This window comes from Massilia sp. Root351, assembly GCF_001425045.1.
Lineage (GTDB): Bacteria > Pseudomonadota > Gammaproteobacteria > Burkholderiales > Burkholderiaceae_D > Rugamonas.
Genome location: NZ_LMDJ01000012.1, coordinates 693086 through 706767 on the forward strand (window position 1 = coordinate 693086; position 13682 = coordinate 706767).

6 protein-coding genes are annotated in these 13682 nt (G+C 67.1%); 2 read left to right on the plus strand and 4 right to left on the minus strand.

The window, feature by feature from the left end:
• Positions 1-42: 42 nt before the first annotated feature.
• Positions 43-468 carry a nucleoside-diphosphate kinase gene (gene ndk / locus ASD15_RS16130; protein ID WP_057155950.1) on the minus strand — a complete coding sequence of 142 codons (426 nt, stop codon included), beginning with the start codon at positions 466-468 and terminating at the stop codon, positions 43-45.
• A gap of 208 nt (positions 469-676) precedes the next feature.
• On the opposite strand from ndk, the gene ASD15_RS16135 reads away from it, so the two are divergent.
• Complete coding sequence (locus ASD15_RS16135; RefSeq protein ID WP_057155951.1) at positions 677-1360, plus strand: Bax inhibitor-1/YccA family protein; 684 nt, start codon at positions 677-679, stop codon at positions 1358-1360.
• Between the two features lie 57 nt (positions 1361-1417).
• On the opposite strand, the gene pbpC is transcribed toward ASD15_RS16135, so the two are convergent.
• Entirely contained in the window at positions 1418-3577 is a 2160-nt protein-coding gene (gene pbpC / locus ASD15_RS16140; protein WP_229418212.1) for a penicillin-binding protein 1C, read from the minus strand.
• Complete coding sequence (locus ASD15_RS16145) at positions 3574-9291, minus strand: alpha-2-macroglobulin (protein WP_057155953.1); 5718 nt, start codon at positions 9289-9291, stop codon at positions 3574-3576. The genes pbpC and ASD15_RS16145 overlap by 4 nt, the downstream gene beginning before the upstream one ends.
• 172 nt (positions 9292-9463) lie before the next feature.
• On the opposite strand from ASD15_RS16145, the gene ASD15_RS16150 reads away from it, so the two are divergent.
• The gene (locus ASD15_RS16150) at positions 9464-12154 is read left to right on the plus strand and encodes a TonB-dependent siderophore receptor (RefSeq protein ID WP_057155954.1); all 2691 of its coding nucleotides are present in this window, start codon (positions 9464-9466) and stop codon (positions 12152-12154) included.
• A gap of 13 nt (positions 12155-12167) precedes the next feature.
• Here ASD15_RS16150 and rlmD read toward each other — a convergent pair whose 3' ends face one another.
• The gene (rlmD, locus tag ASD15_RS16155; protein WP_082551870.1) at positions 12168-13601 is read right to left on the minus strand and encodes a 23S rRNA (uracil(1939)-C(5))-methyltransferase RlmD; all 1434 of its coding nucleotides are present in this window, start codon (positions 13599-13601) and stop codon (positions 12168-12170) included.
• Between the last annotated feature and the right edge of the window lie 81 nt (positions 13602-13682).

Genomic DNA, 13682 nt, shown 5'->3' on the forward strand with positions numbered 1-13682 from the left:
CAGCTCAAATCAACGTGCTACCGTGCTTCGCCGAAGCGAAGATTAACGGGAGTAAACGTTCAGTGCTGGGAAGTAGTAAGCGATTTCCACAGCAGCGGTTTCAGCGGCGTCGGAGCCGTGCACGGCGTTGGCGTCGATGGAGTCAGCGAAATCGGCGCGGATGGTGCCGGCTTCTGCTTTCTTAGGATCGGTAGCGCCCATCAGATCGCGGTTCTTGGCAATGGCGCCTTCGCCTTCCAGAACCTGGATCATGACTGGACCGGAGACCATGAAGTCAACCAGGTCTTTGAAGAATGGACGGGCAGCGTGCACAGCGTAGAAGCCTTCGGCTTCAGCGCGCGACAGTTGAGCCATACGCGCAGCGACGATCTTCAGGCCAGCGCCTTCAAAACGGCTGTAGATCTGGCCGATAACGTTTTTAGCGACTGCGTCTGGTTTGATGATCGACAGGGTGCGTTCGATTGCCATGTAAAAAACTCCAATAAAAAGAAAGGTTTAAAACGAAATTGATGATTCAATCAACCCTTGATTTTACCATAGAACCCCATTCCGGACCGAGATTCGGTGCCATGGGCCGATTTTAAGGCCCCTCTAAGCCGGTTTTTGCTCCTTTTACGCAGAGCATGCTATGCTTTTAGCAAGCGGTGCTCCGCACCTATCCTTTGGAGGCAACATCATGAGCAACTTGCAGCAAACCTACGACTATTCAGGCAAGGGCGTAGCGGTACGCCACAATGTCCTGCGCAACACCTACTGGCTGCTGGCGCTGTCGATGATCCCGACCGTGCTGGGCGCAGCCGCCGGCGTGGCTTTGCACGTGCCGGTGCCGACCGGCATCATGGGCTTCATCGTCTTCATGGCGATCGCCTACGGCTTTATCTGGGGCATTGAAAAGAACAAGAACAGCGGCCTGGGCGTAGGCCTGCTGCTGGGCTTCACTTTCTTCATGGGCCTGATGCTGACGCCCTTGCTGACGCGTACCCTGGGCTTTTCCAACGGCGGCTCGCTGATCATGCTGGCCTTCAGCGGCACGGCGGCCGTGTTTGCCACGCTGGCCAGTATCGCCACCGTGTCCAAGCGCGACTTCTCGGCCATGGGCAAGTGGCTGTTCGCCGGCGTGATCGTGGTGATCGTGGCCAGCGTCGCCAACATCTTCTTCCAGATGCCGGCGCTGCACATCGCCATCTGCGTGATGGTGATCGGCATCTTCTCCGCCTACATCCTGCATGACGTACAGCAGATCGTCAACGGCGGCGAAACCAACTACGTGAGCGCCACGCTGTCGCTGTACCTGAACGTGTACAACATCTTCAGCAGCCTGCTGAGCCTGCTGGGCATCGCCGGCGGCGACCGCGACTAAGCTAAGCAACCTCCCTGAAAAAGCCGGCGCATGCCGGCTTTTTTTTCGCCGGCTGGTTTATTGCGCGTTCCCGCGCACCTGGAAACGGGTGGTGGCCACGGGGGCGCCGGCGGCGTCGACCAGGGCCAGTTCGTGCTGGCCCGGCTCCGGGCGCCAGGCCAGGCTGCCGGCGGCCGGGCCGAGGGTGGCGCCGTCCAGCTGCCAGCGCAGGCCCTGCCCGGCCTGCGCCTGGAAGAACACGCGCTGGCGGGCGTCCGGGATGTCGGGGTCGATGGCGATGATGCTGGCGTCGGCCGGGTACAGGATGCGCGGAACGCGGCGGGTTTCCTGCAGCAGCGCCACTTCGGCGCTCTCCGTGCCGGCGATGAACCATTCCGCGCGCGGCGGCTCGAAGGCCGGCTGCCAGGCCACGTCGCGCCGCAGCACGCCCGGCGGCGCGGCCGGGGCGCGGCTGGGCACGTGCTGGTGCAGGTAGTCCATCACGTCGCGCCAGACCGGGGCGGCGCCGGTGACGCCGGACACGTCCCACATCGAACCGCCGTCGAAATTGCCGACCCACACCCCCACCGTGTAGCGCTCGCTGTAGCCCACGCACCAGTTGTCGCGCATGTCCTTGCTGGTGCCGGTCTTGACCGCCGCCCAGAAGGTGGTGGCCAGCTCGTTCTTCAGGCCGAAGGTGACGCTGCGCGCGGCGCGGTCGGACAGGATGTCGCCGACGATGAAGGCGGCGCGCGCATCGAGCACGCGGCGCCTGGCCTCGGGCGCGCGCGGCAGCAAGGTGGCGCTGCCATGCAGGCCGCCGCTGGCCAGTGTGCGGTAGGCGTTGGCCAGGTCCAGCAGGCTGACATCGGCCGAGCCGAGCGCCAGCGAATAGCCGTAGTAGTCGGCCGGCTCGGTGAGGCTGTCCAGGCCCAGCTCACGCAGGCGGCCGTGAAAACGGTCCAGGCCCACCATCATCAGCGTGCGCACGGCGGGAACGTTGAGCGAACCGGCCAGGCTGGTGCGGGCGCTGACATAGCCCTTGAATTCCTTGTCGTAGTTCTGCGGCACGTACAGGCCGGTGGCGGTGGAGATGTCGACCGCCGTGTCGTCCAGCAGCGAGGCGGCGGTAAGCTGCTTGCGCTCCAGCGCCAGCTCGAACAGGAAAGGCTTGAGCGTCGAGCCGGCCTGGCGCAGCGCCGCCACGCCATCGACTTCGCTGCCGCCGGCGTTGCCGACATAGGCCAGGATCTCGCCGCTGGCATTGTCCAGCACCACCAGGGCGCCATCCTTCACGTTGCGCTCGCGCAGCGAAATGATCTGCTGCCGCAGCACCGCCTGCGCGTGGCGCTGCAAACCGGCGTCCAGCGTGCTGCGCACTTGCTGCGACGGCGCCGTCAGCAGCTTCTGCGCTACCTGCGGCGCCGGCGCCAGCACGGCCATGGCGGCCGAGCGCGTGAAAGCGTTGGCGGCGGTGGTCTCGATGGCCGCGCAGTTCGCGTGGGCCTTCAATTCCCTGGCCAGTGCGCAGGCCCGCCGCGCCACCAGCTTGGGCGCGGCCGAAGGCGCGCGCAGCAGGCTGGCCAGCACCGCCGATTCGGCCACGTTCAGGCCGGACGGCGCCTTGCCGAACAGGCCGCGCGCGGCCGCCCCCACGCCTTGCAGCTCGCCCCGGAAGGTCACCAGGTTCAGATAGGCTTCCATGATCTGCGGCTTGCTCCATGCCTGGTCCAGCGCCCTGGCCGCTTTCACCTGGTCCCATTTCTGGGTCCAGCTGCGGCCTGCCGCCGCCGGCTGCAGGGCCGGGTCCAGCTGGGCCGCCAGTTGCATGGTGATGGTGGAGGCGCCGCGCGGGCGGCGGCGGAACAGGTTGTCCCAGGCCGCCTTGCCGAGCGCTTCCAGGTCCACGCCGTCGTGCTGCATGAAGCGCTGGTCCTCGGCCTGCATCACCGCCGCCCCCAGGGCCGGCGAAATGTCGTCCAGCTTTACCCACGGCAGGCGCCGCGCAGCCAGGTCAACACGCATCGATTGGATCGGCGCACCGTTCCGGTCCAGCAGTGTCGACTCGGAAGCGCGGTAGGCCGCCTGCACCTGCTCCGGCGTGGGCGTCGCGCCGGGCGCAGGCGCGGCTGCGGCGGCAGCCGGGCCGCCCACCAGCAGGACGGCGATACCCAGCGCCAGCATCGGCATCGCCACGGGGCGTGGATGCGGCGCGGAGTGGATCGGGACAACGCTCATTTCACGCTCACGGCGGCATTCGGCAGCTCGGCGAAGGCTTCGGGGCTGTACATGGCTTCAACGCGCGTAGGCGGCAACTGGAACTGGCCGGCGTTGTTCAGCCGGACCGTATACTCGACGCTCCACTTCCCTTTCGGCACGAACTCGTAGTAGGAACGGAACGCCTCGAAAGTGCGCTCCTGGAAGGCGGGCCACACCCAGCCCTGGCTCTTCTCGCCCGCCGTCAGCAGTTGCGAATCCTTGCCCAGCCCCGTGCCGAGCACGGAGGCGCTGGCGGGGATGGGGTCGTCCACCACCACCCAGGTCATGTCGGCCTGCGCTTCCAGGTCGAGCCGCACGCGGTAGACGTCGCCGCGCGTCCAGGCGCCCTTGACGGCCTGCTCGACCGGCGTGATGGTCTTGACGATCTTGTAGCCGGACGACACCGGCGCCTTGAGCGGAATGGCCGCCAGGCTCTGCACCGTCACCCAGGGCTTGCCGCTGCCCGCATGCTTGAGCGAGAGCTCGGCGGCCCCGCGCGGCCAGGCCAGCAGCGCGCTGCCGCTGGTCGCCTTGGCGTCCAGCGCCACGCTCTTGCTGGCATTGCCGATCGACGCCGTGCTGCTGCCGGCCACCGGTTCGCGCTCGAACTTGTCGGAGAATTTGTCCAGCGCCAGCACGCCCCAGGCGTTGGCCACCGTGGTGTTCCAGCGCCCCTTGTGCTGGCGCCCCAGCGCGCCGCGCGCGAGGCGCCCGATGTCGGACTGCCAGGACGGGTTGTCGGTCATGGCCAGCAGCAGGCGGTTGGCGTTGACGTCGCCGGACACCATCAGCCACCACCAGTTGTCATTGCGCTCGGTGGAGAAGCCCATGGTGGTGCCCTGCAGGTTCAGGCGCGAACGCAGGATCTGCTGCGCCTGCGCCAGCCGCTTGTCGCGCTCGGGCAGCCCCTGGACGCGCTGGTGGATCAGGTACCAGTCGATGACGGCCGAGGTCGGCCACAAGTTGGGCTCGGGCGAGAATGATTCCAGCTCGGCGCCGGTGACGCGGTTGACGCGCGACAGCGCTTCCAGCGCGGCCACCTTGCGCACCGCCAGATCGGCCGTGGCCAGCGGCGAGCCGCGCGTGATGCGGCCCTGCACGAAGTTGAGCAGCGCCTCTTCCATGCGCGCCTTGGCGTCGCCCGGAATCGGGAAGCCGGCTTCCTGGACGGCGGACAGCACATAGGCGGTCAGCGTATCGCTGCCCTGCTCCATGACGGGGAAGTACTTCAGCAGGCCGTCGTGGTCCAGATAGGCGGGCAATTGCGCAGCCAGATGCTGCCAGCGCTCGCGGTCGCGCAGCGCGATGGCGCGCGAGGTGTTTTGCTCGAAGCAGGTGTAGGGATAGGCCTGCATGTAGTCGCGCACGCCCGGCAGTTCGCTGCCCAGCCGCGCGGCGAACAGCGTCCGCACCCCGCCGCGTCCGGGCAGCGCGTCGGCGGGAATTTCCACTTTCATCGTTTGCGGCTGGTCGAGCTGCAGCAGCGTGGCCTGCAGGGTGCGCACCGGCACCGCCGTCCTGACGGCCTGCTTCACGCGCAGCCGGTCCGACGACGCGGCCGGCGCAGCGCCGGGTTCCGCGGCCAATGCCCCGGCTGCCGGCATGCCGCTGGTGTGCGCGGTCACGTCCCATGCCAGTTCGCTGGCGCCGGAGGGCACCTGGTAGTCCCAGCCGATTTCCTGCGCCATGCCGGCCGCGATGGCCACGCTCTGGCGCGGCAAGGCCTTGCCGGACACCTGCGCGCCCAGCTCCACCTTCAAGTCGCCCGCCGTGGCATTGCGCAGCGTGAAGCCGGCGCGGAACTTGTCGCCTTCGCGCACCACGGCTGGCAGGCCGGACAGCAGCATCAGGTCTTGCGTGCTGCGGATCTCGGCGCGGCCGCTGCCGAACAGGCCGGTATTGGCGCTGGCGATGGCGACGATGCGGAACGCGGTCAGCGAGTCGTTCAGCGGCACCTGCACGCTGGCTTCGCCGTTGGCGTCCAGCTTGACGCGGCCCTTCCAGAACAGCAGCGTGTCGAACAGTTCGCGCCCGCCGCCCTTGCCGCCGCCGCCGCCGTGCGGCACCGCCTTGCGCCCGAAATGGCGCTTGCCGACCACCTGCATCTGCGCGGTCGAGGTCTCCACCTGCAGCCCGCGCTGGCGCATCATCGTTTCCAGCAAGTCCCAGCTGGCGTTCGGCATCAGCTCCAGCAGGCCGACATCGACCGCCGCCAGCGCCACTTCGGCGCCGGCCGGCGCGGGCGTGCCGTCGGCCCGCGTGACCTTCACCGACACTTGCGCCTTCTGGCGCACCTTGTAGGTCTGCTGGTCGGTGTTCACCGCCACCTTCAGCTCGTGCGCGGCCCAGCCCACCTTCAGCTGCGCCACGCCCATCTTGTAGGCCGGTTTGCCCAGATCGACCAGCGCGGTCGGCTGCACGCCGGCCACGCGGCCGCGCACCACCAGTGCGGAAACGAACATATTTGGCGCGTAGTTCGGCTTGACGGGGATGCTGAACACCGGCGAGGCGCCCGACAGGTGCTTCACATACGTGTCGAGTATGCCCTCGCGCTCCACGGTCACCAGCGCGGTCGCTTCGCGGAAAGGCATGCGCAGCTGGAAGCTGGCCGTTTCGCCCGGCTCATAGCGCTTGCGCTCGGGCAGCAGGTCGATGCGGTCGTCGTCGCTGGCCTTGAACCACCAGGCGTCGCCGTCGGCCACCCAGGTTTCGCGGCTGGTGACGGCCGCGCGCTGTTCGCCGTCCTGCGTGCGGGCGCGCAGGATCAGGTTGCCCGCCTCCGGCGCCGCCACTTCGCAGATCAAGAGGCCCTTGGCGTCGGTCTTGCCTTCGCAGGCCTTGCCGAGCGCCTTGATCTCGCTGTTGTTCTCATAGGCGTAGAAACCGCCGACCAGGCGCCGCCGGTGCGAATAGTTCAGGCGCTGGAAGAAGTCCACGTCCACCGGCGCGCCGGCCACCGGCTTGCCTTGCGTGTCCAGCACGGCCACCTGGAACTTGAGCGCGGTCTTGCTCAGCACCCAGTTGTCCGGCTTGATGCCGATCACATAGTTCGATGGCCACAGCGCTATGGTGGTGGCCGAGGACAGCGTTTCGCCGTTGGCATCCTGGTAGGACATCTCGGCCAGCAAGGTGGCCGGCTGCTCCAGTTTGGGCAGCTTGTCGACCACGAAGCGCGCGCCGCCGGCACGGTCCAGGGTCAGATTGCGGGTCTGCACCGGCGCGCCAGCCTCGCCCTGCCCTTCCTCTTCGGCCATGCCCGGCTCTTCGCCGTCATCGCCGTCGCCCTCGAAGGACGCGGACTGCTCCACCTTGCCGGCCCGCACGTCGCCCATGGCAAAGGCGAAATCGTCGTAGTCCTCGAAATGCACGCCGCGGGGCTGCTGCGTGGTACGCAGCTTGACCTGGGCGCCGGCCGCACCACCGCCCGACAGATAGCTGAGCTGCAGGTCGAGCGCCACCTGCTCGGCCTGCACCACCGGCGCCGGCGGGCCTTGCAGCAAGGCCTTCATGGTCGGGACGCGGAACTGTTCGACCCGGAACACGCCGCCGACGCGGCCTTCATACAGCACGTCGTACTCGCCCTGCTTGGCATCGGCCGGTATGGTCCAGCTGCTCTCCGCCACCCCGCCGCTGGACCAGACCAGCGGCAGCTCGTATTTCTGCGCGCTGCCCTGGTGCGTGATCACCAGCCGCGTCTCCTTGCCCGGCTGCGTGGCATAGGCGAAGCCGTCCGAACTGCGGCGGCGGATGAAATGCTTCATGTGCACCGTTTCGCCGGCGCGCAGCAAGGTGCGGTCGAACACGGTGGTGGCGATGGTCTTGTCGGCGCGCAGATCGTCGGTGGGCACGTTGAAGCGCCACGGTTCGATGCCCTCGGACCAGTTGGACAGGGTGAATGTCATGTCGGCGCCGCTGCGGGCGCTGACGAAATAGCCTTCGCTGTACGGGCAGCCGTCGTGGAACAGTTCCTCGCGGATGCTGGCCACGCCGTTGGCGTCGGTCTTGCCCTGCCAGAGCAGCTTGCCGGAGCAGGCGCGCACCGCCACCTGCGCGTTGGGCACCGGCAGCCCCTTGTCGAGCGAGGTGACCCACACCAGCGAGGACTCGGCGCCGTGCTTGAAATGGGCCACCATATTGGTGACCAGGGCTGCCGCGCTGACATAAGCCATGCTGGGCTTGCCCTGCAGCGCCAGCCCGAGCTTGGGGCTGGCCAGTTCCACCACGTGGAAGCCGGGCTTGCGCAGCGGGATGCCGATCACCTCGAAGGCCTTGCCCCCGCCCGGCTTGGGCAGCGTGAAGCGCTCGGTTTTCGGTTTCGGGCTGCCTTTCGGCTCCGTGAAGACCGATTCCTTCAGGCCCCACAGCTCGCCCGGCACCCAGCCCGCGCTGCGCTTGGCGCCATGCAGGCGGCGCAGCCAGTCCATCACTTGCCGGTCCTGCTGTTCGTCCGGGCCTTCCACGGTCAGCATGGCGCCGGCCGCACCGCTGGCCTTGGCCATGCGCCCGGCGATGCCCGCTTCCACATTGCGCACCGTGACCGGCAGCAGCCTGTCGCCGCGCGCCTCGATGATGCCGAAGCGGGCCGGAAATTTCACCAGCGGCGGCATTTCGCCGGTCTGCACGGCCAGCGGGAAGCGGGCCTGGTTCAGCAGGCTGCGGCCGGCGTCGTCCTTGAGCGCGTCCGGCAGCACCAGGCGCAGCCTGGCTTTCTCGGGGAAGGGGCCGACGATCAGCACCCCGCTCACGTACTCGGCCCGCTCGTCCTCCTTCGACAGTTTCGGCCCCCAGCGCTTGCCGCCCGGGCCGGTGATGGCGATGGCGCGCGCGTCCGCCGTGCGCACCATGGCGCTGAAACTCACGCGCACCGGCTGGAACGGAATGCAGTGGCCCTTGGCGGAGGGACGCTCGCAATGGAAGGTGGCGGTGAAGTCGGGGCGCGTCTTGAAGCTCAGCACCTGGTCGTGCGCGTTGGCCAGGCCGCCGGGCGTGGCGATGGCGGCGCCCCACACCAGCGTCACCTTGGCGTTCTGCGGCAGGCTGCGCTTGCACTGCACAACGCTGACCGGGGTTTTCCCGTCCCGGCCGGGGCGCATTTTGCGTCCGTCCAGCACCTGCTGGCGCTCCTTGCCCGTCAACAGCCGCACCGCGATTTTTTCGTTGATGCCCTCCGCCGTGCAGTAGGCGTGCTGCGCGATATCCGCCTCGCGCGCCGGCGCGTCGAGGGTCAGCACGAATATCTGGTTCTCGTCGAGATACCCGGCCCCTTCGTGCGGCAGCGAGGTCACGATGGACGGCCCGCCGGTGTTGAAGCTGTAGCTGCGCGCACCGCCCAGCCGCCTGCCTTCCACGTCCGCCAACCCGGCCTTGAGCGTAAAGCGGCAGGCCACGCCGGCCGGCAGATCGCGCTCGAAGTCATACACCCAGTTGCGCCCATCGACCCAGCGCCCTTTGCCGGCCGCCACCGGCGCCGGCTCGCCCGCACCCGTGCCGGCGCCCTGCCCCGCGCCGCAATCGGCGTCGAAGGGATCGCTCAGGCGCGGCTCGCCGAACGGCACCATCTGGGCGCTGAAGCGCGCCTTCACCTGCCGCACGCCTTTCACGGCATCCTGCGGTGAAAAAGCTTCCACCAGCGTCTGCGCCTGCACGGCAACAGGCAGCAGGCACAGCAGGGCTAAGGTCGATATGGCGCGCATTTGAACTCCCGGGGCTGGATACAGCCCCCAGTGTTGCAAAGAGAATAATAGTTGTCAACCAGCGAGCGGCAATACCACTCACAAAACGCATATCGAAGCGCGAATCCATTCGTTCCCGGCATGAGGGTGCGCTTGCTATGGTGCCAACTCTTTCAAAAAAAGAGATAACGCAATGACCACTACCCGATGCAAATTGAAACCGTTGACGGCCTGCCTGCTGGCAGCGCTGGGCAGCGCATCCTGGCAGGCGAACGCGCAAACCACGGCGGCTGAACCGGCTGCCGTGATCGTGACCGGCTCGCGTATCCCGCGCGCCAGCCTGGAAGGACCGTCCGCCGTGACCGTCATCAGCGGCGAGGACATCACCCGGCAAGGTTACAAAAACGTCTTCGACGCCCTCAGCAACCAGGTGCAGAACAGCGGCTTCGTGCAAGGCGCCGACTTCGGCAACACCTTCACGCCGTCCGCCAACGCCCTCAGCCTGCGCGGCCTGGGCCCCAACCACACGCTGGTGCTGCTCAACGGGCGCCGCCTGGCCGACTTCCCGATCGCCTACGAAGGCACGGTCAACTTCACCAACCTGGCCAACATCCCCTCCTCCATCGTCGAACGCATCGAAATCCTGAACGGCGGCGCCTCGGCCATCTATGGATCGGACGCCATCGCCGGCGTGATCAACGTGGTACTGAAGAAAAAGAGCGACGGCTTCGACGTCAACCTGAAGGCCGGCAGCACCGAGCGCGGCGGCGGCGGCGACAAGCGCGTGCAGTTTAGCGGCGGCAGCAGCGGCGAGCGGCTCAATACCGTGTTCAGCCTGGAGCTGAGCAAGCGCGATCCCTTGTGGAGCAAACAGCGCGACTTCATGGCCAGCAAGGCCGGCACGCCCTCCACCGTGCTGGCGCGCAAGGACGTCAAGACCGGCAACTACCTCAGCCTGGGCAACGCCTGCGCCGCTTTGGGCGACCTGTTCGACGGCAGCACCATCACCTACACGGTGAAGAAAGGCAGCTACTGCGCCAGCCCGCAAGTGGGCCCGACCCACTGGACCGTGCAGACCGAAAACGTCAGCAAGAACGCCTTCGGCAGCGCCACCTATGCGCTGGCAGGCGCCACCACGCTGTTTGCCGACGTGCTGGTGGGCCGCAACGGGAGCGAAAACAACACGCGCGGCCCGTCGTGGGCGGCCAACGCCACCGGCGTGTCCTACTTCGCCAACCAGCACACCGGCGCCTACGAGGCCTGGAACAAGTTCATCGCACCGGAAGAATACGGCGGCGTCTCGCGCTTCAACCGCAGCTGGGAAGACACGGCGGTGGCCACCACCCTGGGCCTGAAGGGCCGCCTGCCCGGCACGCAGTGGGACTACGAAGCCGCCTACAACGCCTCCTTCTACCAGAGCAAGAACCAGGTGCCGCGCGCGCTGGCCAATATCGACAGCTTCTTCCTCGGCCCCAAGCTGGGCGTGGATGCGGCCGGCGTGCCGATCTATGCGCCCGATCCGGCGCGCCTGGCCAGGCGGCTGACGCCGGCCGAGTTCGACAGCATCATCGGCGCCTCGCACAGCGACGACGAATCGTGGACCAACACGCTGAGCTTTACCGCCAACGGCGAACTGCTGCAGCTGCCGGCCGGCGCGGTCAAGCTCGCCACCGTGGCCGAAGCGGGCCGCCAGGGCTACACCAACACGCCGGACGCGGGCATCAACGCGGGCCTGTTCAACACTGCCGCGCGCTCGGACCCGAACGGCGGCACGCGCACCCGCTACGCGCTGGGCGTGGAGGCCAGCATCCCGCTGCTCAAGCAGCTCAGCTCCACCGTGGCGGGGCGCTACGACCGCTACAGCTTCGCCGGCCGCAACGAGGGCAAGTTCACCTACAACGGCGGGCTGGAGATCCGGCCCGCGCGCGACGTCCTGGTGCGCGGCAACTACGCCACCAGCTTCCGCGCGCCGGACATGAACTACATCTACAAGTCGCGCGGCACCGGCTACTACTCGTCCACCACCGACTACTACCGCTGCCAGCTGGCCGGCCAGAAGATCGAGGACTGCGACTACGCCAATGTGTCGCCGGGAGCCGACTACGTGCAGCTGGGCAGCAAGGACCTCAGTTCCGAGAAAGGCAAATCGTGGGGCGTGGGCGTGGTGTGGTCGCCCAGCGCCAGCTTCGACGCCTCGGCCGACTACTGGAACGTGAAGATCGACGACCTGGTGACCAACCTGAGCGCGGGCAAGCTGCTGCGCGACGAGGCGGCCTGCCGGCTGGGCGGCGCGGACATCAGCTCGCCCAGCTGCGTGGACACCATCAACCGCATCAAGCGCTATCCGCTGACGGCGCTGAACAAGCCGGGCGAGATCCAGGAAATCACGGTCAACCCGATCAACGCGGCGCACCAGAGCACCAGCGGCTTCGACCTGACGGCGCGCTACGCCTTGCGCGGCACGCGCTACGGCGACTTCGTGCTGCGCGGCAGCTACGCCAAGACGCTGACCAAGCGCTACAAGCAGTTCGAGGGGGACGAGGTGCAGGACGAGCTGCATGCACTGGACAACACCGACTGGCCGGACAAGCTGAACGCCAGCCTGGCCTGGACCATCCGCGACTGGACCAGCACGGTATCGGTGAACCGCTACGGCAAGCTGCCGAACGGCGCGCAGGACGGCTACCTGACGCCGACCGCGCTGGTGAATTTGAGCACCGTGTACCGCCTGAACAAGCGCACCACGCTGTCACTGATCGTCAACAACGTGTTCGACAAGATCAAGCACGACAGCACGGGCGGCTGGCCGAACTACCCGGTGGGCAGCTACAGCCCGGCCGGACGCGCCGGCTGGGTGGAGCTGAACTACCACTTCGGTTCTTGACGTAAACAGCAGCTTAAGCGGCGGCGCCGAGCGGGTTGACGGCGCCGTCCGGCTCCACGGCGGCCGGCATGTCGCGGCCGTCGGCCAGCTGGGTCACCGGCGCGTCGATGTTCAGGTCGAACACCGCCATCGATTCCACGTGCGAGGTGTGCGGGAACATGTTCACCACGCCGGCCTTGTTCAGCACATAGCCGCACAGGTGCACCAGCACGCCGGCGTCGCGCGCCAGCGTGGACGGGCTGCACGAGACGTACACGATGCGCTTCGGCAGCAGCGCCGGGTTGGTCTTCTTCAGTTCCGCCAGCGCCAGCGACAGGGCCAGCGCGCCGTCGCGCGGCGGATCGATCAGCATGCGGTCGAACTTGCCGAGCGCGATCAGGTCTTCCTTGCTTACCTCGAACAGGTTGCGCGTCATGAAGCTGGTCTTTTGCGACACGCCGTTGACGACGGCGTTCGACAGCGCGCGCTCGGTCAGCGCGGTGCTGCCTTCGATGCCGACCACTTCGCGCGCCTGGGTGGCCAGCGGCAGGGTGAAGTTGCCCAGGCCGCAGAACAGGTCGGCCACGCGGTCCTGCGGCTGCACTTCCAGCAGACGCAGCGCCTTCGACACCAGCACGCGGTTGATGTGGTGGTTCACCTGCGTGAAGTCGACCGGCTTGAACGGCATGCGCACGTTGAACTCGGGCAGCAAATAATGCAGCTGCTTGTCCAGCGGGTAGAACGGATAGGCGGTGTCCGGGCCTTTCGGCTGCAGCCACCACTGGATCCGGTACTGGTCGGCGAAGGCCTTCACCTTGGCTTCGTCATCGGCCGTCAGCGCCTCCATATTGCGCAGCACCAGCACGGTCAGGTCTTCGCCGATGGCCAGCTCGATCTGCGGCACCTTGTCGAAGATGCTCAGCGAGCCGACCAGCGCGCGCAGCGGCATCATCATGTCCGACACGTGCGGCGGCAGGATCTGGCAGCTCTGGATGTCGGCAACGTAGGACGATTTCTTTTCGTGGAAGCCCACCAGCACCGTGTTCTTCTTGGCCACGTGGCGCACCGACAGGCGCGCGCGGTAGCGGTAGCCCCAGGTCGGGCCGTACATCGGGCGCATCACGTTGCCGGCCTTGACCTTGCTCAAGTGCCACAGGTTGTCCTCCAGCGTGCGCTGCTTGATGGCCACCTGCGCGCTCGGCTCCAGGTGCTGCATGGAGCAGCCGCCGCAATAGTCGAAGTGCACGCACTTGGGCTGGATGCGCATGGCCGACTCCTTGCGGATCTCGACCAGGCGGGCCGCTTCCCAGTTTTTCTTTTTCTTGAACGTTTCAAAGGTGACGCGCTCGCCCGGCAGCGCGCCTTCCACAAATATCACCTTGCCCGGCGTACCGTCTTCGTTTTCAAGGTGGCCGACGCCGCGGGCGTCCATGTCGAGCGATTTGATGTCGATGATAGTGTCTTGCATAACGTTCAAGAGTATGGGGAAACGAAGCAAGGCTGCCGGGCGCGAGGCCGGCAGCCTTTCGGAAGGGCGTTATGATAGCAG